Annotated in this window: 21 protein-coding genes; 6 read left to right on the top strand and 15 right to left on the bottom strand. The window is 68.1% G+C overall.

Annotated features, from left to right (window positions below; genetic code table 11):
* Positions 1–72 precede the first annotated feature (72 nt).
* The 3 genes from ABZV91_RS12795 (at position 73) to ABZV91_RS12785 (ending at position 2,761) form a co-directional block, all read left to right on the top strand.
* Positions 73–1,035 (top strand): alpha/beta hydrolase, encoded by a 963-nt coding sequence (locus ABZV91_RS12795; protein ID WP_355239722.1) that lies wholly within the window; start codon positions 73–75, stop codon positions 1,033–1,035.
* A gap of 297 nt (positions 1,036–1,332) precedes the next feature.
* Positions 1,333–1,827 carry an anthrone oxygenase family protein gene (locus ABZV91_RS12790; protein ID WP_355239719.1) on the top strand — a complete coding sequence of 165 codons (495 nt, stop codon included), beginning with the start codon at positions 1,333–1,335 and terminating at the stop codon, positions 1,825–1,827.
* A 142-nt stretch (positions 1,828–1,969) separates the two neighbouring features.
* Positions 1,970–2,761, top strand: coding sequence for an SDR family oxidoreductase (locus ABZV91_RS12785; RefSeq protein WP_355239716.1), 792 nt, complete (start codon positions 1,970–1,972; stop codon positions 2,759–2,761).
* A gap of 84 nt (positions 2,762–2,845) precedes the next feature.
* Here ABZV91_RS12785 and ABZV91_RS12780 read toward each other — a convergent pair whose 3' ends face one another.
* The 4 genes from ABZV91_RS12780 to ABZV91_RS12765 form a co-directional block, all read right to left on the bottom strand.
* Positions 2,846–3,682: an IclR family transcriptional regulator gene (locus ABZV91_RS12780; RefSeq protein ID WP_355239770.1), complete on the bottom strand. Its 837-nt coding sequence runs from the start codon at positions 3,680–3,682 to the stop codon at positions 2,846–2,848.
* Between the two features lie 273 nt (positions 3,683–3,955).
* On the bottom strand, positions 3,956–4,861 hold the full coding sequence (gene bphC, locus ABZV91_RS12775; RefSeq protein ID WP_355239713.1) for a biphenyl-2,3-diol 1,2-dioxygenase: 906 nt from the start codon (positions 4,859–4,861) through the stop codon (positions 3,956–3,958).
* A gap of 34 nt (positions 4,862–4,895) precedes the next feature.
* The gene (locus ABZV91_RS12770) at positions 4,896–6,074 is read right to left on the bottom strand and encodes an acyl-CoA dehydrogenase family protein (RefSeq protein WP_276086150.1); all 1,179 of its coding nucleotides are present in this window, start codon (positions 6,072–6,074) and stop codon (positions 4,896–4,898) included.
* Positions 6,075–6,136: 62 nt separating this feature from the next.
* Positions 6,137–7,312, bottom strand: coding sequence for a Rieske 2Fe-2S domain-containing protein (locus ABZV91_RS12765; protein ID WP_355239709.1), 1,176 nt, complete (start codon positions 7,310–7,312; stop codon positions 6,137–6,139).
* A 360-nt stretch (positions 7,313–7,672) separates the two neighbouring features.
* On the opposite strand from ABZV91_RS12765, the gene ABZV91_RS12760 reads away from it, so the two are divergent.
* Positions 7,673–8,971, top strand: coding sequence for a TetR/AcrR family transcriptional regulator (locus ABZV91_RS12760; protein ID WP_355239706.1), 1,299 nt, complete (start codon positions 7,673–7,675; stop codon positions 8,969–8,971).
* Between the two features lie 38 nt (positions 8,972–9,009).
* Here ABZV91_RS12760 and ABZV91_RS12755 read toward each other — a convergent pair whose 3' ends face one another.
* From ABZV91_RS12755 to ABZV91_RS12705, 11 genes are read right to left on the bottom strand one after another with little or no spacing between them, the layout of a single operon-like run.
* Positions 9,010–9,738, bottom strand: a complete 729-nt coding sequence (locus tag ABZV91_RS12755; RefSeq protein ID WP_355239703.1) for a hypothetical protein — start codon at positions 9,736–9,738, stop codon at positions 9,010–9,012.
* A 13-nt stretch (positions 9,739–9,751) separates the two neighbouring features.
* The gene (locus ABZV91_RS12750) at positions 9,752–10,933 is read right to left on the bottom strand and encodes an MCE family protein (protein WP_355239701.1); all 1,182 of its coding nucleotides are present in this window, start codon (positions 10,931–10,933) and stop codon (positions 9,752–9,754) included.
* Positions 10,930–12,048 carry an MCE family protein gene (locus ABZV91_RS12745; protein ID WP_355239698.1) on the bottom strand — a complete coding sequence of 373 codons (1,119 nt, stop codon included), beginning with the start codon at positions 12,046–12,048 and terminating at the stop codon, positions 10,930–10,932. Before ABZV91_RS12745 ends, ABZV91_RS12750 begins: the two co-directional genes overlap by 4 nt.
* A complete protein-coding gene (locus ABZV91_RS12740) occupies positions 12,045–13,145 on the bottom strand; it encodes an MCE family protein (RefSeq protein ID WP_355239695.1) in 1,101 nt (366 codons plus the stop codon). The genes ABZV91_RS12745 and ABZV91_RS12740 overlap by 4 nt, the downstream gene beginning before the upstream one ends.
* Entirely contained in the window at positions 13,142–14,155 is a 1,014-nt protein-coding gene (locus ABZV91_RS12735; RefSeq protein WP_355239692.1) for an MCE family protein, read from the bottom strand. The genes ABZV91_RS12740 and ABZV91_RS12735 overlap by 4 nt, the downstream gene beginning before the upstream one ends.
* The gene (locus ABZV91_RS12730; protein WP_355239689.1) at positions 14,155–15,177 is read right to left on the bottom strand and encodes an MlaD family protein; all 1,023 of its coding nucleotides are present in this window, start codon (positions 15,175–15,177) and stop codon (positions 14,155–14,157) included. Before ABZV91_RS12730 ends, ABZV91_RS12735 begins: the two co-directional genes overlap by 1 nt.
* The gene (locus ABZV91_RS12725; RefSeq protein ID WP_355239686.1) at positions 15,177–16,664 is read right to left on the bottom strand and encodes an MCE family protein; all 1,488 of its coding nucleotides are present in this window, start codon (positions 16,662–16,664) and stop codon (positions 15,177–15,179) included. The genes ABZV91_RS12730 and ABZV91_RS12725 overlap by 1 nt, the downstream gene beginning before the upstream one ends.
* 7 nt (positions 16,665–16,671) lie before the next feature.
* Positions 16,672–17,535, bottom strand: coding sequence for an ABC transporter permease (locus ABZV91_RS12720; RefSeq protein WP_355239684.1), 864 nt, complete (start codon positions 17,533–17,535; stop codon positions 16,672–16,674).
* A gap of 1 nt (position 17,536) precedes the next feature.
* The gene (locus tag ABZV91_RS12715) at positions 17,537–18,397 is read right to left on the bottom strand and encodes an ABC transporter permease (RefSeq protein WP_355239680.1); all 861 of its coding nucleotides are present in this window, start codon (positions 18,395–18,397) and stop codon (positions 17,537–17,539) included.
* Positions 18,391–18,606: a hypothetical protein gene (locus ABZV91_RS12710; protein ID WP_355239677.1), complete on the bottom strand. Its 216-nt coding sequence runs from the start codon at positions 18,604–18,606 to the stop codon at positions 18,391–18,393. The genes ABZV91_RS12715 and ABZV91_RS12710 overlap by 7 nt, the downstream gene beginning before the upstream one ends.
* Positions 18,606–18,830: a hypothetical protein gene (locus tag ABZV91_RS12705; protein ID WP_355239674.1), complete on the bottom strand. Its 225-nt coding sequence runs from the start codon at positions 18,828–18,830 to the stop codon at positions 18,606–18,608. The genes ABZV91_RS12710 and ABZV91_RS12705 overlap by 1 nt, the downstream gene beginning before the upstream one ends.
* Before the next feature lie 277 nt (positions 18,831–19,107).
* Between ABZV91_RS12705 and ABZV91_RS12700 the strand changes: the two genes are divergently transcribed.
* Positions 19,108–20,040, top strand: a complete 933-nt coding sequence (locus tag ABZV91_RS12700; protein ID WP_355239671.1) for an oxygenase MpaB family protein — start codon at positions 19,108–19,110, stop codon at positions 20,038–20,040.
* 723 nt (positions 20,041–20,763) lie between these two features.
* Complete coding sequence (locus tag ABZV91_RS12695; RefSeq protein ID WP_355239668.1) at positions 20,764–22,044, top strand: hypothetical protein; 1,281 nt, start codon at positions 20,764–20,766, stop codon at positions 22,042–22,044.
* The last annotated feature ends 37 nt before the right edge of the window (positions 22,045–22,081 follow it).

Below are 22,081 nucleotides of genomic sequence, written 5' to 3'. Positions count from 1 at the left end.
CACCGACCTACGGTGACCCGATCAGTCGCAGGGCCGGACGAGCTACCGGCCACGAGATCGAGGAGGCCGCAGATGGATTCAGGAGCCGTGCGCGATGCGCGACCCGGACTGCTTCCCGAGGTGGCCTCGATGCTCGCCACCCTGGACAGCGGATTCCCGGACGTCACCACCCTGACGGCGCCCGAACTGCGGGCGATCATCCGCTCCCGCCGCGCACCGCTGCAGTGGCTGCCCGCCATGCGCGACGTCCGGAATCTGACCATCGACGGGCCGGGCGGTCCGCTGCCGATCCGGGTCTACCGGCCCCGGCACGACGCCGCGGCGCTCCCGGTGATCGTGTTCGCGCACGGCGGCGGCTTCGTATTCTGCGATCTGGACAGCCACGACGAGTTCTGCCGCGCGATGGCCGAGGGAGTGGGCGCGGTGGTGGTGTCGGTGGACTACCGGCTCGCCCCGGAACACCCTGCCCCGGCGGCGCACGAGGATATGTACGCCGCGCTCGTCTGGACTGCCGGGCACGCCGCCGAATACGGCGGCGATCCCACGGCGCTCGTGGTGGCCGGAGACAGCGCCGGCGGTAATCTGGCCGCCACCGTGGCCCTCGCGGCCCGCGACCAGGCCGGGCCCCCGATCGCCGCGCAACTGTTGCTCTATCCGGTGATCGACGACGATTTCGACACCGAGTCCTACCGGCGTTACGGCAGCGGGCACTACAACACCGCCGCGGCGATGCGCTGGTATTGGCAGCAGTACGCACCACACGGCACCGCGGACGCCCGCCTGGTACCGACCCGCGCCGACACCCTGGCCGGGTTACCGCCCGCGGTGGTGATCACCGCCGAACTCGACCCACCCTGCTCGTCCGGCGACACCTACGCCCGACTGCTCGCGGACGCCGGTGTCGCGGTACGTCACCGTCGTTACGACGGACTGTTCCACGGGTTCCTGACGATCCCGGCGCTCGCGGTCACCCGGACCGCGCGCGAGGAGATCTGGGAGATGGTGCGCGCCGCGGTCCCGGCCCGCCAGGTGTAGTTCCCGGGTCGTTGTGGCCGATGACCTGAACTCCGGGCAGCGCGACCCGCTCCCGTTCCGGGCCGCCCTGGGCAAGATCGACATCCCGTACATCGGCGCGGGTCGTCCTCGCGCACGGCCCGATGAGGTGCGGGTGAACTCGACCGAGCGGCCTTCGCGATCGACCGCTCACCGGACTCGGCGGTCGCCCCGTGGCGAAACGAAGCCTGTGGCGTACGGGCGGGCGTAGACGCACGCGTATGGAGCCGGGACTCTGAACGATGGAGGGTGTTCGCTTCCTCCGCTTGACTTCTGATCATGAATACGAGCCCGTTCGTGATCCTGACGTCCCTCACCGCCCTCGCAAGTGCCGCCTTCGGCGGAATGAACTACGTGTTCTCCACCTCTGTCATGCGCGGACTGGACCGCACCGGCCCCCTCGACGCCATCACGGCGATGCGCGGCATCAACGCCGACGCGAACACCAACCCGGCATTTCTGCTGGGGTACTTCAGTGCCGCCATCCTGGCGCTGGTGGCCGGCGTGATCGCGGTGACGCGGTGGAATCAGCCCGGCATCCGGTGGGTGCTGGCCGGCGCGTTCTTCGTGATCCTCGGCGCGGTGATCACGATGGCTTTCAATGTGCCGCTGAACAACCATCTGGACAGCGTGAACCCGGAGGGACTGTCGATGGCCGACGCCGCGCGCGAATGGCAGGCGTACTTCTCGACCTGGACGGCGTGGAACCACGCGCGCACGGTCACCGGTTTCGTCGGCGCCGGGCTGATACTGGTCGGCCTCCAGAACCGGTGACGCCCGCCGGCCTGGACGATCCGAACTCGGCGCCGGTCGGCAGCGACCGCAGTGCGGGCCAGCGGGTCGCGAAGCGTTCCGTGCGCACGCTGTCCCGAACGGGTACTGGCGGTCGACGGTGCCTACGGCCTAGCGTCTCGCCATGACCACCACAGCAGTTGTCACCGGCGCCGGCCGCGGTATCGGATCGGCCTTCGCTCGCCGGCTCGCCGATGCCGGCCATCTGGTCGTGCTCACCGATATCGACGGTGACGCCGCCCGGCGCGCCGCCACCGAGATCGGCCGGGGCGCGGTCGGGCTCGAGCAGGATGTCCGCGATATCGCCGGGCATCGTGAGATCGCCACCCGGGCCGCCGCGCTGGGGCGCCTGGCGATCTGGGTGAACAACGCCGGAGTGCTCTTCGCGGGCGACGCCTGGAATCATCCGGACGAGGAGATCGCCACCATCCTGGACGTGAACATCCGCGGTGTCGTGGCGGGGTCCGCGGCCGCGATCACGCAGATGGGGCAGGCGGGCGGGGTCGTGCTGAATGTCGCGTCGCTCTCGGCGCTCACTCCCGTCCCGGGTCTCGCGCTGTACGCCGCGACCAAGGCGGCCGTCCTGTCCTACACGACCTCCGTACAGGGCGACCTCCGGCACGCCGGGCTACCCATCCGGGTCCGCGCCCTGTGCCCCGATGTGGTCGGGACCCGCATGGTGACCGCACGGGCGGCCGACCCCGGCGCGGCGCTGCTGTTCGCCGGCCCGAAGCCCATGGACGAGGACGCCGTCGCCCGGGCGGGTCTGGCGTTGATGGACAGTCACCAGATATTCCGGGTGATGCCCCGATGGCGCGGTGCGCTGGCCCGCGGCGCCGATCTGGCGCCCGCGTTCGGTCTGGGCCTGGTCGCGCTGATGCGCAGACTGGGTGAGCGCCGTCAGGCCGGCCACTGACCGACCACGTCTCCGCTACCGGCGACGGTTCCGGCACCGGAAGGTGACCGGTCCGGCCGGGCTTCTCGGGTAGCGCGCCACCGGTCAGACGTACTGCAACGCCGCCGTGGGCCGGGGCCGCGGCACCGTGCCCAGGGGACGCGCCTGCTGCAGGGTCGGGTGCACCCGGACCCGGCCGTCCTCGACATTGCGCCAGATTCCCAGCGCGGTCATCCGCACCGGTGCGGCCGCGCGGTGGTCGAAACTCATCCGGTCCACCGGCCCGCAGATCGATACCGCGGCCACCGCCTGCCCGATCTCCCCGACCGGCGCGGCCACGCATCCGAATCCGGCCAGTGATTCCTCGCGTTCGAAGGCGATCCCGTGCGCGCGGACCTTGGCCAGTTCGGCCCGCAGTTGCGCCGCCGTGGCGATGGAGTACCGCGTCTTGGGCCGCACGGGCCCGGCGCCGAACACATTGCCGCGCTCCCCGTCGGCGTAGGCGAGGATCGCTTTGCCCACCGCCGTACAGTGCGCGGGCTGGCGGCCCCCGACCCGGGTCGGTACCGCGCCCGCCAGCCGTCCGCCGACCTTGTCCAGGTACACCACGTCCGTACCGTCGAGCACGGCGAGGTGCACCACGTATCCGGTGGTGCGGTGCAGTTCGTGCAGGAAGGGCACGGCGGCGCGGTGCAGCCGGTCCTGGTGCACGGCCAGCGAGCCCAGTTCCATCAGCCGCAGGCCCAGTTCGTAGTCCCGGCCGTCGCGCCGCAGCCAGCGCAGCTGGACCAGCCGCTCCAGGATGCGGTGCGCCGAGGACCGGGGTAGCCCGGTGCGGCGCACGATCTGCGCGAGCGTGAGGCGACCGGGGCCCTCGAACGCGTCGAGAACCAGCGAGACGCGGTCGAGCACAGCGCTCGGGGTGGCGGCGTCGGCCTGGATAGTCATGAGCCCTCCATTGGGTCTACGAGCTGATGCCCAATCGAATATGCCGAATAGGCATATTCCTATTAGTAGCATCCCCTTGTGGCAGCTGTCACACGAATCGCGAAGGTTGGCCGAAAATCACGAACGGCCCCCCGAACCGGGTGATGAACCCGGCCCGAGGGGCCGCTCCGACCATTTCCACACCGGGCCGACCGGGCGACTCCGCCCGCCGATCCGAAGACACACGCGAAGAGCCGAGGCCCGTCCGAGGCCTCGGCTCCGCCGCGCTTACATCGCCGCCAGTGGTTCGCTCCCGGACCAGTCGTGGCCCCAGTAGCTGTCCGCGGTGATCTCCTCCGCGGTGTAGTACTTCTCGTCGACCTTCATCCCGTCGGTCCCGAATTCGATATCCCAGCCGCCGGGAGCCCGCACGTAGAACGACACCATCTTGTCGTTGGTGTGCCGGCCCAGCGTCGAGGACACCGAGAACCCGTCCTTCGCCACCCGGTCCAGCGCCTGCCCCACCGCGTCGAGCGAATCGACCTCCACCATGATGTGCACCAGCCCGGGCGCGCCGCCGTGCGGCGCGGGGCACAGCGCCAGGCTGTGGTGGCGTTCGTTCACGCCCAGGAAACGGATCCGCACCGGCCCGAACTCCGGCGGCGCCGGCACCCGGAACGCGCCGCGCGGCAGGAACCCGAGCACCTCGGTGTAGAACTCGAACGCACCGCCCAGGTCCATGGTCGGCAGCACCACATGCCCCAGCCCCTGGGCACCCGTGACGAACCGGGCACCGAACGGGGTCACCACCGGGCTGTGGTCGAGCACGGGGCCGTGGAACACCTCGAGCGTGGCGCCGGCGGGATCGGTGAAGGTGATCGCCTCCTCCACCCGGCGGGCGTCGGCGTCGGCCTGCGACAGCGACTCCACCGTGATGCCCGCCTTCGACACGGTCTCGCGCACCCGCCGCAGCGCCGCGTGGTCGCGGACCTCCCAGCCGATCCGCACCACCTGGTCGGTTTCCCCGGCGACCACCACGATTCGCGCGGCTCGTTCGTCCATCCGCAGGTAGAGAGCGTTCTCGTCGGGTCCCGAGCCCTCGGCGAAGCCGAGTACGTCGAAGGCGAACTGCCGCCAGCGCTCCAGATCCGTGGTCTGGATCTGTACGTAGCCGAGGCTCTTGATATCGGTCATTGTCGTTCCTGTCGTTCTTCTCGTCCCCGGGCGGTCAGATCATCGAGCGCAGATGCTCGGCCGGATCGAATCCCATCGAGCTCAGCGCCGAGGCGTGGTACACGGTGCTCGGTACGTGGATGGCGTGGTTGAGGCCGGCGTGGGCATCGCGCCAGTACCGCTGCAGTGGTTTGTCCATCCGCAGCGCGTTACCGCCGGAGCGGGCGAAGATCTGGTCCACCGCCATCACCGCCCGCCAGGCCGCCCGCACCTGAGTACGGCGCCCGGCCGCGCGGAGCGCGAAATCCACCTCGCCGCCGGATTCGACAATGCCCCAGATCCGGTCCACATTGGCCAGCAGTTCCTGGCGTGCGGCATTGATATCGGCGGCGGCCTCACTGATCGCGAACAGCACGTACGGATCGTCCTTGACCGCCGTCCCCTGCGCGCCCACCCGGCCGCGCTGGTAGTCCAGGTGCGCGGCCAGCGCGCCCTCCGCGATCCCGATGACCGCCGCGCTGATCCCCAGCGGGAACATCGTCGACCACGGCATCTTGTACAGCGTCTCGGTGACTCCGTATTCGCGCTGCGCGGTGCCGTCGATGACATGGTCCCCGTTCATCACCCGGTAGGACGGCACGAACGCGTCCTTCACGACGATGTCCTTGGAACCGGTGCCCTTCAGACCCACCACGTTCCACGAGTCCTCGACGATCTCGTAGTCGGCGCGGGGCAGGATCATGTGCAGCATGGTCGGCGGATCGGCGATACCGCCCTGCTCGTCACCGAGCATGGCGCCGAGGAAGATCCAGTCGCAGTGGTCGGTGCCGGAACTGAACTGCCAGCGGCCGTTGAAGATATAGCCGCCGTCCACCGGACGGGCGATACCGGTCGGCGCGTACGGCGACGCCATCCAGGTGTCGTTGTCGGCGCCCCACACTTCCTCCTGCACCCGCGGATCGGCGAAGGCCAGCTGCCACGGATGGACCCCGACGATGCCGCAGATCCAGCCGGTGGCCGGATCCAGCGCCGCCGCGGACATCACCGATTCGGCGAACTCCCGCGGATGGGCCTCGAATCCGCCGTACTTCTTCGGCTGCAACAGCCGGATCGGGCCGGCCGATTTCAGCAGTTTCGCGGTCGAATCCGGCAGCCGGCCCAGGCGTTCGGCTTCCGGGGCCTGGTCGCGCAGCTGATCGGCGATCGCCGCGAGATTGTCGAGAACTCTGGTCATGTTGGGTTCCTAGGTAACGCGCGCCGGGTACTTCACCCGGCGCGCACGAGGGATGTTCGGGTTCAGGTGGTGGTGTCGAGTACCGCACCGCGGGCGATGTTGTCCGCGACCTCCGCCTCCCAGCTGGTGACGGCGCGTTCGGTATCGATCTCGAATTCGAACCGTTTGGTCATGTCCTCGGTGACGTCCTCGACATCCACGTAGAACTGCTGATACCAGCGGCGCAGCTGGTACACCGGCCCGTCCTCCTCGGAGAGGAGCGGATTGTCGATGGGCGCCTTGTTCTTCCAGATCTTCACGTCCTGTTCGAAACCCACCTCGACACCGCGCGCGAACTGCGCCGCCATCGCCTCGGCGTCGGCATCCGACATGCCCTGGGGTTTCTTCACCATCGCGCCGTACTGCAGGACGAACGAATTCGACGTGACCGGGTAGTGGCAGTTGATCAGCACCGTCTCGATCGTCATGCCCTGGGCCTCGTTCCACAGCCAGTCGATCATGTAGGACGGGCCGAAGTACGAGGCGTCCGAGCGCAGCGAGGAATGCGGATCGTCGTAGTTGGTGCCGACATTGATATCGCCGCGCGGGGTGGACCGCATGTACTGGGTCGCCACATGCCCTTCGAAGACGTTCTTGAAGTAGCGCGGGAAGGAGTAGTGGACGTAGAAGAAGTGCGCCATATCGACGACGTTGTCCACGATCTCGCGGCAGTTCGACCCTTCGACCAGCAGGGTGTTCCACGTCCAGTCGGTCCACTCCGGAGTGCCGTAGCCCTCGATCTCGGGGATGGTCACCTCGTCGGTGGGTTTACTGCCCTGCGGGTCGTGCCAGACGAACAGCTGACCGTTGCGTTCCAGCGTGGGCCAGGCCCGGGTGCGGGCCAGCGGCGGTACCCGCCGGGCGTACGGGATCCCGGTGCACTTGCCGTTACCGCCCCAGCGCCAGTCGTGGAACGGGCAGGCGATGGAATCGCCCTTGACCGTTCCGTGGGCCAGATTGCCGCCCATGTGCCGGCAGTACGCGTCGAGTACGTGCAGCGTGTCGTCGGTCTCGGACCGGAACACCACCAGCGTGGTGCCGAAAGCCTTGACCTCGTGCGGTTGCCCGTCCCGGAACTGTTTCGCCAGGCCCAGGCAGTGCCAGCCGCGCGCGAACCGGGTCGGGGCAGCGGCCGCCTCGATCTGCCTGTATTCGTCTGTGCCGTGCTGGGGTCGCCCGTTCGGTGCAAGATCCGGCATCGGAACCTCCATGTTCCAGCGGAGTTGTGTGACTGCGCCGATAGTGACCTGGGGCACCGGGTCGCCCCAGTCGCGTTCCCGGTCAGTGGACACGTTTCGCCGCGCGCCCGGGCCGGCTGCGCCGCCGGACCGGAATCACCGGTCACTTCGACCCCTGCGATACTCCGTATCCGGAGTTCGGTGACGGCGGTGTGTGCCATGGTTGTGTTCCCCCCTCGGGGAGTCCTCGTGCCCGCGGACCCGCGACCGCCCCGATGAGGAGCCGGAAACCCGGGCCGTGCTGCGCACCGGCCGCCCGGAAACGGCCCCTGAGCGGGGTGCGCGGCATTGTCGCTGGTTACCCGACGATAGGATTACGGAATGAGCGTCGACAATCGCCGGGTCCGGCCGTCCGCGCCGCCGGTGCGCGCGAACGGTCGCGACGATCCGGGCAGCGACGCCGCCACCGGGACCGAGGAGAGTGCCGCGGCGGCGCGTCCCGTGCGGCGCCGGCCCAAGAATCGGCGCGCCCAGATCGCGGCGGCCGCGGCCAGCGCGTTCGGGTCGCTGGGGTATCACGGCGTGAGCATGGAGGACATCGCCGGCGGGCTCGGGATCAGTTCCGCCGCCCTATACCGCCACTACCCCAGTAAGTACGCGCTGTTCCAGGAGGAATCGCTACGGGTCGGCCAGGCCATGGCCGAATCGGTACGGCTCGACGCCGAGGCCGCGGCGGCCCCGCCCGAGCAGCGGTTGCGGACGGTGCTGGAAGCACTCAGCGCGGTCACGGTGGCCAACCGGGCCAGCGTGGCGCTGGTGCGCTGGGAAGGCCGCTACCTGGAACCGGCGGACCGCGAGATCCGGGACGGCCAGCAGAACGCGGTGCTGGAGGCGCTGGGTACCCAGCTCGCCGCCTACCGTCCGCAACTGCGCGGTCAGGATCGCCAGGTGCTGGTGGTGGCCCTGCTGTCGGTGATCACGAGCATTGCCGATCACCACGCGACGCTACCCACGAAAGCCCTTGTCGGGCTCCTCGTCTCCACCGCCATGGACCTGGCGGCGGTCTCCCTCCCGGAGCCCGGGGACGTCGAACCCGCCCGCCCGGTGGAGATCCCGGAATCGTTCAAGCACGAACTGCTGCTCCGCAAGGGGGTGGAACTCTTCCACGCCCGCGGGTACCCGAATGTGAGCGTGGAGGACATCGCCACCGCGGCGGGCCTGTCCGCGGCGTCCGCGGTATACCGCTTCTACCGCGGTAAGAGCGATCTGCTGGCCGCCGCCTTCCGGCGCGCCGCCGAACGGGTGTCGAGCGCGATCGGTCCCGCGGTGGCCGGAGCCGCCGGGCCCCGGGAGGCACTGGATTCCCTTGTCCGCCAGTACGTCGAGGGTTCGTTCGCCGAACGGGAACTCACTTTCGTCTACTACACCGAGTTCCAGCACGTACCCGCCGAGGAACGCGCCGCCCTGCGCAATGTGCAGCGGTTGAGTGTGGAGGAATGGGCGCGGCTGGTCCGTCAGGTGCGGCCCGAACTCTCCGGCCCGCAGGCGCGTTTCCTCGTGCACGCGGCCTTCGCCCTCGTGGTCGACCTCGGCCGCGCGTTCGGCACGGTCGCGACCGCCTCACAGGAGCGGGTCGCCCTGCTGATGCGGACGATCCTGTACGGCCGGGCCGCCGACTAGCACCGGGTCACGCGGGAACGCCCCGGCCGCCGTACCGGTCACGAGGCCGGACCGGGAGCTAGCGGGGTGATCATCTGATCGACCAGCCAGTGCCCGTCGATATTCTGCATCCGCATCACCATGCTCAGCTGTCCCGGCGCGGGCAGACCTCGAGTACCCAGGCTGGTGATGGTCTGCCCGATCACCACGACGGTCTCGGCCGACTCCGCGTCGGCCGTTTTCACCGCGCACTGGATATCACCGGCCGTGGAGACCACCTGGCCGGCGACCAGCGCCTCCCGCAGTTCGGCGGTGGTCGTCTCGAATTCCTTCTTCCAGTCGCCGGTGGCGCCCGCCGCCACAGCCGAGAAGTACGGGTCCAGATTCTTCGCGTCGTAGTTGGCGAGCACCGGAGCGTAACGGCAGGCCGCCTGCCGCGCGTCCTCGTACGCGGCCAGGGTTTCGGATCTGTCCTGTTCCCGCACGTACAGGTAGCCGGCCGCCCCGACGGCGGCCAGCAGCACGATCGCGGCCGCGACGAGAACGGCGATCATCGGGCGGGTGATCCGGACCGCGGCGCGCGGCGTCCGCGCACCCGTATCGGGTCCCTCCGCGTCCGGCTGCTCGCCGGTGTCCTTCCGCAACCGTTCCGCGCCGGCGCCCGGCGCCGGAGCCGGGGCGTCCGCGGCGGGTTCCGCACTCGCGGCGGGCGACGCGGCGTCCTCGTGCACCGCCGCGGAGTCCGCCGTGTCCCCGGTGTCGCTGTCCACGGCCTTGTTCTCACTCATGCTCGTCTACTCCTCAACGGCCCGGAATCGGGCGGGACAGCTCGTCACCGCTGACGCCGGGCGGTGGTCCGGCGGTGTTGTCGGGCACATTCGGCCGGGGCGCGTTGGCCGAACCGCGCACCTGCAACGCCGGATCATCGGTGACACAGTAGTTGTACAAACGCACCCGGGTATCGGCCATACGCTCGGTCGGGACCAGCGGAATCGTGTTGTACTCGCAGGTGGGTCGCGGCCAGATGTCCACCAGCGTATGGAAGATGCCATCGTGTACCGGCACGTTCAGCGCCGCGGTACCCGCCCGCAGGGCCGGGAACAGCGCCGCGATCGCCGGTTGCCGCAGTTTCGCGGCCCGGGTGATGGCCACGAAGTTGGTGACCAGGTTCGTGATCGGGTCCGTGGTCTCGGTGACGAAACCGCCCACGGTGGCCAGCTGCCCGGGGGCGAGATCCAGCAGCCGGCGCACTTCCTGGTCGGCCGCGGTGAGCTGCTGGAACAGCGCTCCCGCGGAGCCGGTCAGGGTACCGAGGTCGGGCTGGGCGTACTGGGTGGTGTCGGCGATCACGGTGAGGTTCTCGATGAGTTGCCGCGTCTGCGGCAGCAGACCCTCCAGCCCCGCCATGGCACGACTGATGCCGGAGATCATATTGCGCAACCGGTCCGGTCCCCCGGCCAGCGCCTTGTCCAGTTCGTCGACGATCACCGTGAGCCGCTCGGGATTGAGGCCGCTGATCATCGCGCTCATATTCGACAGCAGCGAATGCGTGGTCACCGGTATCCGGGTGCGCGCGACCTCGACCCGGTCACCGTCGCGCAGGTAGGGGCCGGTATCGGCGTCGGGCCGGAAATCCAGGTACTGCTCGCCCACCGCCGACAGCCGCCCGACCACCACGGTGCCGCCCACCGGAATGTCTATCGCGGAATCGAGTTCGGCGACGGCCTCGATCCCGGTCTCCGAGACCCGGACATCGGCGACCCGGCCCACGCGGGAGCCGCGGAAATTGACATCGTTGTCCGGGAGCAGACCACCGGACCCGGTCAGTTCCACCGTCACCCGGTAGGTGCTGCCGGGCAGCAGATCGATCCGCAGCACCTGGGTGCCCAGATACCCGCACCCCACGACCAGCACCACCACCAGGCCGAGATTCGCCACGCCGACCCGATGCCGGACCAGCCAGTTCCAGAGCGGAATGTTCATCGCGGACCTTCCTGCGGCGCCGGGCCGGGCTGCGGCGGGCTGGTCAGCCGGCCCTGGATCTTCTGCAGCACCTGCGCGAGGCTGCCGACGAAGGCCGGCGCATCCGATCCGTCCGGCAGCCGACTACGCGACGGATCGGTCAGCGCGCCGACGCTCAGGTAGGAGACCCGGGCCGCCACGGCCAGGGTCGGGCCCTCGAAGGACTGTTCCAGGGACGGGTACAGCGCGTGCAGACCGTCCAGGGTCTGCCGCAGATTGTCACCCATCGCCGTGAAACCGCCCATGAGCCGCCGGATACTGTCGAACAGGCTGATGAACTCGGGGCCGGTGGTATCGCTGAAATCGCCCAGCGCCGACATGGTCACCGAGATCTTCTGGATCAGCGAGGTGATGTCCCGGTTGTTCTCCGCCACCAGACCCAGCAGGTCGGGGAAGGTGTCCGCGGCCAGACCCAGTTCCTGTTTGCGCGCCGCGAGTTCGCCGGTGAGCGCGGCGACCCCGTGCAACACGCTGTCGATATCGGCGGTGCGGCTGTTCAGCGCGCTCAGCACCTGGGTCATCTCGGTGATCAGATGCCCCAGCTGAGGGGCCCGCCCCGCGAACATCGAATCCATCTCGGCGGTGATCCGCGCCGCCTGATTCAACCCGCCACCGTTGAGCAGCAACGATACCGACATCATGAGTTCTTCCACCGAGGCGCCGGCGCCGGTGTGATCGGTATCGATCACATCGCCTTCCCTCAGCGACACCGCGCCGGGTTCCTCCCGGGGCAGGGTCATGGCGACGAAGATATCGCCGAGCGGCGTCCCCTGCCGCAGTTCCGCGGTGGTCCCGCGCGGTAACCGGATGTCCTCCCGGATGAGCATGTCCACATCGGCGACGAAATCGGTGGTGGAGATATCGGTGACCACCCCGATATCGGTGCCGCCGATCTTCACATGGGCCCGGTCGGGCAGGTTGAGCGCGTCGGCGAACCGCACGCGCAGGGTGTATCCCGGCCCGCCGATACCCGGTTCCGGCATGGGCACGTTCTGCACCGTCAGCGCACCGCACCCCGGTACGGCCAGCACCGCCGCCGTCACCAGGACCGCCAACCTTGCGTGCGTCCTCTTCATCGCGTCATCCCCAGCAGCGCGGCGGTGATCCCGAAATCCGGACCGAAATCCTGGATCCGGCCGGTGCGGCAACCGTCGGAGCGCATCTGCACCCGTTCGCAGAAGGTGGACAGCACCTCGTTGTCGAGCAGTGCCTTGTCCAGCAGCGCGTGCACGCGGAACGCCTGGTGTTCGTGACTCACGCCGTTGGCGAGGTTCTCGAAGAACAGCGGACCCACGTCCACCAGTTCGGTCAGGCCACGAGCGTTGGCCCGCATCTGCGCGGTGATGGTGACGAACCGCTGCAACGCCCCGGCGAGCTGGTCGCGGTTCTCCCCGACCAGCGTCGAGGTGTTGTTCACGAAATCGTTCAACTGGATCAGCACCGCGTGCAGGCCCGGCGACTGATCCCCCATCAGCTGTACCAATTCGGTGAGCCGGGCACTGAAATCGCGCACCGTCTGATCGTTCTGGGCGACAACCTGGGTGATCTCGTTCAGTTCGATGATGGTGTTGGCGATCTGGTCCTTGTTGGCGAAGGTCACCTCGAACGCGGCCGACAGGTCGTCGAGGGTTTCGCGCAACCGGTCGCCGTTACCCTCGAGCAGCGGGAAGAGCACACGGCTGGCCAGCGGTCCGGCCTCGCTGTCGCCTTTGAGCGCGGCGCCGAGCTGGTCGAAATTGTCCAGGATGCGGTCCAGTTCCACCGGGACCCGGGTGCGTTCGATCGGAATATGCGCCCCGTTCGCGAGTTTCGGGCCGGTACCGCTGTAGGCGGGGGCGAGTTCGACGTGCCGGTTGGTGATGAGCTGGGGCGAGATGAGCGCGGCCATGGCGTCGGCGGGTACATCGACGTTCTTGTCCAAGGCCATGGTGACCTCGACGTAGCTACCGCGCGGTGTCACCGTCTCCACCCGGCCGACCGGCACCCCGAGCACCGCGACCTCGTTCCCGGCGTACAGGCCGGCCACATTCTCGAAATCGGCGCTGATCCGGACGTGTTCGCCCAGATATTGTTCCGGCAGTCCCGCGATACTGTCGGGCAGGACCGAGCAGCCCGCCGCGCACAGTCCGGCGATACCGGCCGCGAGCACCCGCGCGAGTATGCGTAGGTTCACTTTCCACACCCCTGTACGACCTGTGCGAAGCACAGCCAGTTGTCCGGCAGGAACCAGGGCGCCCACACATCGGCGTAGGGTCCGTTGCCGATCACATTGTTGAACTGCCGCAGCGAGACCGGCAGGATCTCGTAGAGCCGATCCAGGTTGTCCCGGTTCTTCTCCAGGCCCTGGGTCATCGTGTTCAGGTTCTGGATCAGCGGGCCGAGCTGCCCGTTGTTCTCCAGGCCCATATCGCGCAGCAGCCCCGACAGCGCGGCGACATTGTCCAGCAGCCGGCGCAGCAGGTCCTGGCGCAGGGCCACCGCGTTACCGATCGCCTCACCGCGGGTGAGCAGCATCAGCACGCTGTTCTGGTTGTCGGCGACCAGCTGGGAGACCTGGTCCATGCTCCGCAGCAGGGTGTCGACCTCGTCGCGCCGGGCATTGATCACCTTCGCCAGCGCGCCGATCGAATCCAGCGCGGTCACCGCGAGTTCCGGGGAATCACCCATCTGCCGGGAGAAGACGTCCAGCGCCTGCCGCAGTTTGTCCGGATCGATGCGCTCGATCCGCTCGAACGACGAGGTGTACTTCGGGTCCTGGATGACCTTGGCCAGGTTGTACGGAACCGAGGTGTCGGCCAGCGGGATCCGGCCGTCCGCCGATTCCTTTCCCGAACCGGGCACCAGTTCGATGTGCATCCGGCCGAGAATGGTCGACATCTTTATCGCGGCACGCGCGTCGTCGGCCAGCCGGATATCGCTGCTGATCCTCATCACGACCTCGACCCGGTCGCCGGCCAGGCGTACCGAACGCACCTCGCCGACCTCGATCCCGGAAACGTCTACCGTCGCGCCCGGGCGCATTCCGGCGGCCTGCGCGAATTCCGCGGTCACGGTCTTGTCGCCGAGCCGCAACTGGGAGAGCACACTCGAACCGACGACCAGCGCGGCCACCGCGGCGGCGGCGAGCAGCCCCTGCCACAGGAACCGGTTCTTCGCGAAGGCCGGACGACGCAACCGGGACATCAGCGGCACACCTCCGTCTGCGAATCTCCGCCGATCCGGGAGAAGAGGCCCGGCGGCAGCAGGACCCCCCACAGCGAGACGTCCAGATTGCAGATATAGGCGTTGCCGTAGGCGCCGTAGCCGGTGAAGCGGGCCAGTCCGTTGAGTACGTTCGGCAATTCCACCGCGGCCTGATCGAGGGCGGCGCCGTTGAACAGCAGCAGTTCCACCGCGGTGGTGGCCTGGTCCTGGGCGGAAGCGACATCGGGTTTGACCGAGCCGATCAGCGCGGTCAGCGAATCGGTGGAGTACGCCACCTGGTCCACCGAACTCTTCAACGTCTCGCCCTCGGCGTACAGCGCGTCCATCAGGCCTCTCGTCTGGGTGATCAGTGTCTCCAACTCCTGGCTGCGATTGGCCAGCCCGGCGATCACACTGCTGAGGTTGGTGATCACCGCGCCGAGGATCTCGTCGCGCTGCCCGAAGGTGTTCGCCAGTTCCGCCGCCTGGGTGATCAGGGCGCTCAGCGAGACGCCGTCACCCTGTAGAGCCTGGATCAGCGTGTCCGACAGCGAATTGACCTGGTCGGGTTGGAGCACGCTGAACAGCGGTTCGAATCCGGACAGCAGCGCCGACACATCGAAGGACGGTTCCGTGCGCTCGACCGGGATATGCGCACCGGCCGGTATCTCGGTGCCCTTCTCCTGTCCCGGCAACAGCGCGATATAGCGCTGGCCGATCATGTTCTGGTACCGCACCAGCGCTTTGGTGGTATCGGTGAGCCGCTGCCGTGCCTCGATCCGCAGGACCAGCCGGGCCTTGTAGTCGTCCTCGAATTCGAGGGAATCGACCCGGCCCACCCGCACCCCGGCCATGCGCACATCGTCACCGACCCGCACCCCCATCACATCGGTGAAGGTGGCCGAATAGGTCTCGGTCTCCCCCGGCACCGACCGTTGCAGCGTGGACCAGATGGTGAAGGTCAGCACGATCGCGACCACGGCGAAGATACTGAAACCGGCAATTGTCCGCGCCAGGCGCATCAGGCCTCCCCGTCGGAGTAGACATCGATCGTGCCGCCCGCCAGCACGGGTGTGAGCAGCAGCAGTTCGGCCGCGGTGGGTTGTCTGCCGAGCAGCGCGGCGACGGCGGCGTGACCGCGCAACTGCGCGATCGGCGCCCCGGCAGGAGCCGGTTGGCCGGGCACCGCCGGCACTGCCGGTTGACCGGGCACTGCCGGTTGACCGGGCACTGCCGGCGCCGTCGGGCCGGCGGGGAACAGCGGCGTGGTGATGCCCGGGATGACGGGCAGACCGGGTAGCGCCGGGAGCCCGGGCAGCAGCGGCACGGCCGGAGCCTGCGCCGGTGCGGGTATCCCCGGAATCTGCGCCTGCGGTTTCGGTCCCGCCCCCTCGACCCAGCCGGGCAGCAGCGTCGGCGGATACTCCTGCGGCGGCGCGACCTGCGGCACCGAGGGACCGCCACAGCGCGGACCGGCCATTTCGCCGTAGCGCGGGCAATCCTTCGCCGTGTACTGCTGGAACGGCGTGAACGATACGTCCAGGCTCCAGCGCATCTGCCGTTGCGCGCCCCAGCCGAACGCTCCCGAGAGCTTCCCCAGGGCCGCGTTGAGGTTTGCGACCGCGGTGGGGATCGCCTCCGGGTCCTGCGCCAGCGACCCGAAAAGTCCGTCGAGGCCGGGCACCAGATCCTTGGCCGCGTCGGGATTGCGGGCGAACAGCTCGTTCACCGAATCCACCGCGCCACCGGCATTGGCGAGCATGGTGATCAGGTTTTCCCGGCGTTCGGTGAGGGTGCGCGCGGTGGTCACCGATTCCGAGAGCACACCCACGAGTTCGGGCGCCGACTCGCTCAGCGCCGTGGTCGCCCGGCCCAGATCACCGAGCAGCTCACCGACCCCCTCGATATGCCGGACCTCGGTCACCCATTTGTCCAACCGCTCGATCGTCGAACCGGGCGCCCGGGCGCCGGGGTCCAGCGCTTCGGAGAAGGTGGCCAGGACCCGGCCGAGTTTCTCCGGCTGGATATTGTCCAGCACGTTGCGCAACACGGTGAGTGTCGTCTGCAACTGCACGGTGCCGGCGCTGGTGTCCTCGGGGATCTGCGCGCCCGCGGCCAAGCCACCGGGCGCGGCACCGTTGTCCACGAGTTCGATTCCGGTGACGCCGAACAGGTTGTTCGGGATCACCCGGGCGGTCACGGTATCGGGAATGGTCGGCGCGATCCGGGGATCGAGATCGATCCGGACCTGCTGCCGTTGCCCGGCGGCCACCACGGCCACATCGGTCACCGCGCCGACCACCATGCCCCGGAACTTCACGTCCGCGCGTTCGGGCAGACCGTCACCGGTGCCGGTGAGCACCGCGTCGACTGCCACCCGGTCCTCGAACCGGCCGGTGTAGCGCAGCCCGAGCAGGCCCAGCAGCACCGCGACCAGCGTGATCATCGCCAGACCGGCCACCGTCGTATGCCACGGGCGCGGCCCGCGGCCGCTGTGATCGATGAACATCGCCGCGTCACCCCGAAATCCGGAAACCGGGGTCGATACCCCAGATGGCCAAGGTCAGGAAAAGATTCGCGAACACCATCACGACGATCACCATCTTGATCGCCTGCCCCGCCGCCACTCCCACACCTTCGGGCCCGCCGGTGGCGAAGAATCCGTGGTAACACTGGATATAGGTCGCCAGCAGTACGAACACCACGACCTTGAGCAGCGAGAAGAAGAGGTCCGGTCCGATGAGGAACTGGAAGAAGTAGTGGTCGTAGGTGCCCGCCGAGGTGCCGCCCAGCAGCAGCACCGACAGTTTCGTGGCCAGATACGCGACCGCCAGCCCCACGCTGTACAGCGGAATGATGGTGACCGTGGCCGCGATCATCCGGGTACTCACCAGATACGGCAGCGGCCGGATGGCGATGGACTCCAGCGCGTCGATCTCCTCGGCGATCCGCATGGACCCGAGTTGCGCGGTGAACCGGCAGCCAGCCTGGATCGCGAACGCGAGCGTGGCAAGAATCGGCGCTAACTCCCGGGTGGTCGCGAAGCCGGAAATGGCTCCGGTGAGTGGTCCCATGGTCAGCAGATTCAGCGCGCTGAAAGCCTCCATCCCCACGGTGATCCCGCCGAAAGCGCACAGGATGATCACCACACCGACGGTTCCGCCGCCCACGACGAGCGACCCGTTGCCCCAGCCCACATCGGCGGTCAGCCGCAGCACTTCCTTGCGATAGTGCTTCAGCACGAACGGGATCGCGGCCAGTGCTTGCACGAAGGTGATGGTCTGGTGACCGAGACGGCGGTTGGCGGCGATGGGTACCGCCGCCGCCGAGGCCACCATCCGGACCGGTTCGAGCGCCGGTGGCGTGTACGGAGTGCCCACCTCAGATCACCTTCGTCGGGAAGACGGTGTTGTACACCTGCGTGATGATGATGTTGGTGGCGAACAGCATCAGCGCCGAGGAGACGACCGCCGAGTTCACCGCGTCGGCCACGCCTCCGGGTCCACCCTTGGCGTGTAATCCGATATCGCAGGCGATGATCGCGGTCAGCACCCCGAAGACGGCCGATTTCACCAGCGCCACCGCCATATCGTCGGCCACGGCGAACGAAGCGAACGAGCCGATGAACGAGCCTGGCGTTCCCGACTGCGCGTAGACGTTGAACATGTAGGCGGTCGCGAAACCGACGAACACGATGAACCCGCACAGCAGCATGCTCACCACCACGGCCGCCACCAGTCTCGGCGCCACGAGTCTGCGAACGGGATCGACCCCCATCACCATCATGGCGTCGATCTCCTCCCGGATGGTCCGGGAGCCGAGGTCGGCGCAGATGGCCGAACCCACCGCGCCCGCGATCATGAGCGAGGTGACCAGCGGCGCGCCCTGGCGGATGATGCCCAGACCGGCCACGGCGCCGATGAAGGTGGTGGCGCCGACCTGGTTCACCAGCGCGCCGATCTGGATGGAGACCACCACCGCGATGGGCATGGCGACGAAAATGGTGGGCGCGGCGGACACATTGGCCATGAACGCGCACTGTTTGACGAATTCTTCGAACGGGAAGCGCCGCGCCAGGACCGCTTTGACGGTCTCCACCACGGCTTCCCGCCCCAGGGTCACCTGCCGGCCGAGGGTTTCCAGGGAGCGCTGCGGATGCCGCCGCCACAGCCCCCTGAGATCGTCGACCGCCTGCTCGAGGTCGGTGCGCTGCGCCGGCTGCTCCGGTCCGGCCGTCACCATGGCAGACCCGGGCCGTTCGTCTCGAGGTCACCGGTCAGGTACTGCTGCAACAGTACGAATCCCGCGCCCACCACAGCGATTCCCGCGGCGAGGACACACAGCAGAGCCAGCCAGAGACCGAAACGCAGAATCGGGTTCACCTTCATCCGCCCACCGAGGATCTTGACGACGATCACCAGGATGTCGATGAGCCATACGAGCGCCATCATCAGGTCATCGTCACGTTCGAGAAGGTGAGCACGGGCCAGCACACGATGGCACCGAGGAACGAGATGATCACGTCCAGACCGTGCATCTCACGCAGATGCGATGTGTGCGTGAGTGTCCAGACGATCCCGATGAGCCCGTAGGGAATGCCGAGGATTATCAGTGTCCCGAGAAACTCGGACACCTTCATCTCGTAGCTGAACAGTCGATCCAGCCGCTTGAGCATAGTGCGTTCCTTCCTTCGACCGGCCGCTGACGCACCCTCCCCGCGGGGGAACGTCTGAGACGGTCGGGTCGGAGCGGTATGTTACGCAGAATTCCGGCCTCGACGGAAGGTTTTGCGGAAGATTCCTGAACCAGGAGCGCCATTGGACACCTGTTCTCGACGCGTTTGGTACTGCCACCCAAGAGACATAAGTTAGCGACTGTTCAGTGATACCAACTGACTGTCGAAGGAATTTGGAGTAACTTAGAACACACTGGACACCCGTGGAAGGACACCCATGACCGCCGCCGCACACTCCTGGCAAACCGACGCCGCGCCCGATCCGCGGCCCGCCGATCAGCCGCGGCCGACCACCGAGCAGACGCGCATCCGGATCGCCACCACCCACCGCCCCTTCACCAAACGACCCCTGAAGCTCACCGATGCCCTGGACTTCTGGCAGTTCGCGGGGGCCGCGGCGAACGTCATCATGCAGATGGCCCGTCCCGGCGTCGGCTACGGCGTCGCCGAGAGCAAGGTGGAATCGGGCTCACTGATGAAGCGGCCGTGGAAACGCGCCCGCACCACCACCCAGTACCTGGCCGTGGCCATCCTCGGCGACGACGAGGAGAAGCGGGCTTTCCGGGAAGCGGTGAACGGCGCCCACCGCCAGGTGCGTTCCGCACCCGGCGCCCCGGTGAAGTACAACGCTTTCGATCGCGATCTCCAGCTGTGGGTGGCAGCCTGTCTCTACATCGGCTTCGAGGACACCTATCAGCTGCTCGCCGGCCGGATGGGCCCCGAACAGAACGAGGCGTTCTACCGGTCCTCGTCCTCTCTGGGCACCACGCTGCAGGTCACCGAGGATATGTGGCCGGCCACCCGGGCCGAGTTCGACGAATACTGGAACACCGCCTGCGAACAGGCGGTGCTGGACGATTTCGTCCGCTCCTACCTCGAGGACCTGCTGAACCTGCGGATGATCCACTGGTATCTGCGCATTCCGTTCCGTGGTCTGCTCAGATTCCTCACCATCGGTTTCCTGAGCCCCTGGTTCCGTGAGCAGATGCGGGTCGAATGGTCCGATGCCGATCAGCGCCGGTTCGAGAACCTCTTCCTCTTCGTCGGTTTCGTGAACCGATTCATCCCCCGCTTCCTGCGGCACGGCGGCAGTCACGCGCTGATGGCCGACGTCCGCCGCCGGATCGCGAAGCAGAAGAACCTCATCTGACCCACCGGATGAGTAGAACCGCGGGCGTCCGCGTGGCCGCGGCCGCGCGGTTACCACGAAACGTGTCCACCGGCCACGCTCCAGGGCGCGTGCTCGTCGACGCCCATCCCACCACGCTTCGAGTTCGTCTCCCGCGTAGTACTCCGGCGGCGGGCGATACCCGTGGGGCAAGTCCACCGTCGTAGCGGCGGTCCTCCGCTTCGGCGGCGCGCGCCACCTCACGAACCACATCGGCCAACGCGGACCGCCGCAGCGGTTCGGCACCGGCGCTCCGGATCATCCCCAGATCCACCAGGCGTCCCGGCGGACCGGCCGAGACGAGCCCGCCACCGCCATCCTCTCCGACGCGTACCGGCTCACCCCCTCGACCTCACCGTCGTACTCGGAGAACCGAACCGGTAGCCGGATACTCGGCCGATCCCACCACCCGACCTCATTCTCGAGGCTCGTGACTCGCGGTCGCCGCAGCGGCCCGGCGTGCCGGGCCGGATACGCACATTCTGTGCACTACCGGCACGACCATGGTTAGGCTCGACGGGTGGTTCGAGGTTGCCGCCACGAGGCGACAGGTAAACCCCCGGTAGAGGTTCCGCCCGTGGGAAGGTCGAGTCGTCTCCTATCGAAGCCCGATCCGCCACGCGCCTCTCTCGCTCGCCGGGCGTCGCCCTGATCGAGGTCGAGTCCGACCAAAAGTTTCCGAGCCGACCGTGCGGGCGGAGGACAATGAGCAACGCAGCATCACCGAGTCCGACCGGCCCGGCGGCGACCGCCCAAGAGGCCGCGGAGCGTGCGGTACGCGCCGTGTGTACGTGCTGCTCGGACATCGTCCGGCGGGAGCACGCCATGATCGGTGGGACGAGACAATCCCCTGATCTTTTTCTCGACAGGGACCGCCGCGGCCAGGAGATCGTCGGCGAGACATCACAGCTATCCAGTCCGGAGCACACGACTGCGCCACGAAAAGCGGCTCCCGAGACCACCGGCCGTCGGGAACCCGCGGGCGAGGACGCACGCACCTCAGCCGGTGACGGAGCGGACGAGCCTCCGTCACCGCCCGCGGGCGGCCGATCCGGGGCCGGTGACGACGAACCGCGCGGGCGACTGGATCTGGGTGGCCCGGGTTCGCCGCCGCTCCACGCGGACGCCGACAGCGCGGCACTGGCGCGGGACTCGTTGACCGCCATGCTGCACGATTGGTCCTCGCCCGGGTACGTCGACGATATCGCCGGCGCTGTAGGCGATGTAGTCGCGCACGGCCGCGGCACGGTGCGCGTCACCGCGGAAACCGTCGGACGACCGGACGGAACCCGGCGGCTCGGCATCGAGGTCACCCATACCGATGCCAGCGAGGTACGCACGATCTGGGAGTTGGACCAGACGCCGCGAACCGTGGAACGCGTCGTGCCGAAGCCGGGTTCGGCCCCGCGACCGGCTCACGACCCCCGAACCGTCGGGGACGACCGGAGGAACCCTATGTGGGGCCGAGGAGGCGAGACGGTGTATCAGGGCTATCAGCGGGAGGTCGGCGTGGTCCGGAGGTCGCTGGGTGAAAATCTGAGTGATAACTATCCCTGGCTGACGGAGGACCAGATCGGCAATGCGAAATTGATCATCTCCGAGCTGCATACGAATTCGGTCACCTACTCACCCGACCACCGAGCGGATATCGGTATCACCGCGCCGACGGACGGCCGGGTGCGGGTCTCGGTGAGCAACGCCATGGGCCCCGGCGAGGCCTTGAGGATGGGGGACTGGGTTCCCGACCAGCAGTCCGTCGAACGTCAGGGCGGCCGAGGCACCCAACTCGCGCATGCGCTGAGCGATGCTTGCGGCCGGGAGCTCCGGTTCGGTACCGAAGGTTCGACGGCCACCCACTGGTTCGAACTCCACCGCTCCGACGGAGCCGACGGCGGCACCGACCCGGTGATCGATTTGAGTGATTTCGCAGGTGATCTGGCCGACCTCGGCTTCGATGTCGACAAACTTTCTCCCGGCCGAGATTAGGGGCCGATCCGGCAGCGCTGAGCGTCACCCGACAAGC

Source organism: Nocardia sp. NPDC004568, assembly GCF_040609955.1.
Classification (GTDB): domain Bacteria; phylum Actinomycetota; class Actinomycetes; order Mycobacteriales; family Mycobacteriaceae; genus Nocardia.
Note: the sequence above shows the minus strand (reverse complement) of the source record. Positions and strands in the feature narration are given on the sequence as shown.

Coding starts and splice junctions, on each gene's coding strand:
- ABZV91_RS12795 (WP_355239722.1), top strand. CDS start 73: ATGGATTCAGGAGCCGTGCGCGATGCGCGACCCGGACTGCTTCCCGAG.
- ABZV91_RS12790 (WP_355239719.1), top strand. CDS start 1,333: ATGAATACGAGCCCGTTCGTGATCCTGACGTCCCTCACCGCCCTCGCA.
- ABZV91_RS12785 (WP_355239716.1), top strand. CDS start 1,970: ATGACCACCACAGCAGTTGTCACCGGCGCCGGCCGCGGTATCGGATCG.
- bphC (WP_355239713.1), bottom strand. CDS start 4,861: ATGACCGATATCAAGAGCCTCGGCTACGTACAGATCCAGACCACGGAT.
- ABZV91_RS12770 (WP_276086150.1), bottom strand. CDS start 6,074: ATGACCAGAGTTCTCGACAATCTCGCGGCGATCGCCGATCAGCTGCGC.
- ABZV91_RS12765 (WP_355239709.1), bottom strand. CDS start 7,312: ATGCCGGATCTTGCACCGAACGGGCGACCCCAGCACGGCACAGACGAA.
- ABZV91_RS12760 (WP_355239706.1), top strand. CDS start 7,673: ATGAGCGTCGACAATCGCCGGGTCCGGCCGTCCGCGCCGCCGGTGCGC.
- ABZV91_RS12755 (WP_355239703.1), bottom strand. CDS start 9,738: ATGAGTGAGAACAAGGCCGTGGACAGCGACACCGGGGACACGGCGGAC.
- ABZV91_RS12750 (WP_355239701.1), bottom strand. CDS start 10,933: ATGAACATTCCGCTCTGGAACTGGCTGGTCCGGCATCGGGTCGGCGTG.
- ABZV91_RS12745 (WP_355239698.1), bottom strand. CDS start 12,048: ATGAAGAGGACGCACGCAAGGTTGGCGGTCCTGGTGACGGCGGCGGTG.
- ABZV91_RS12735 (WP_355239692.1), bottom strand. CDS start 14,155: ATGTCCCGGTTGCGTCGTCCGGCCTTCGCGAAGAACCGGTTCCTGTGG.
- ABZV91_RS12730 (WP_355239689.1), bottom strand. CDS start 15,177: ATGCGCCTGGCGCGGACAATTGCCGGTTTCAGTATCTTCGCCGTGGTC.
- ABZV91_RS12725 (WP_355239686.1), bottom strand. CDS start 16,664: ATGTTCATCGATCACAGCGGCCGCGGGCCGCGCCCGTGGCATACGACG.
- ABZV91_RS12715 (WP_355239680.1), bottom strand. CDS start 18,397: ATGGTGACGGCCGGACCGGAGCAGCCGGCGCAGCGCACCGACCTCGAG.
- ABZV91_RS12710 (WP_355239677.1), bottom strand. CDS start 18,606: ATGATGGCGCTCGTATGGCTCATCGACATCCTGGTGATCGTCGTCAAG.
- ABZV91_RS12705 (WP_355239674.1), bottom strand. CDS start 18,830: ATGCTCAAGCGGCTGGATCGACTGTTCAGCTACGAGATGAAGGTGTCC.
- ABZV91_RS12700 (WP_355239671.1), top strand. CDS start 19,108: ATGACCGCCGCCGCACACTCCTGGCAAACCGACGCCGCGCCCGATCCG.
- ABZV91_RS12695 (WP_355239668.1), top strand. CDS start 20,764: ATGAGCAACGCAGCATCACCGAGTCCGACCGGCCCGGCGGCGACCGCC.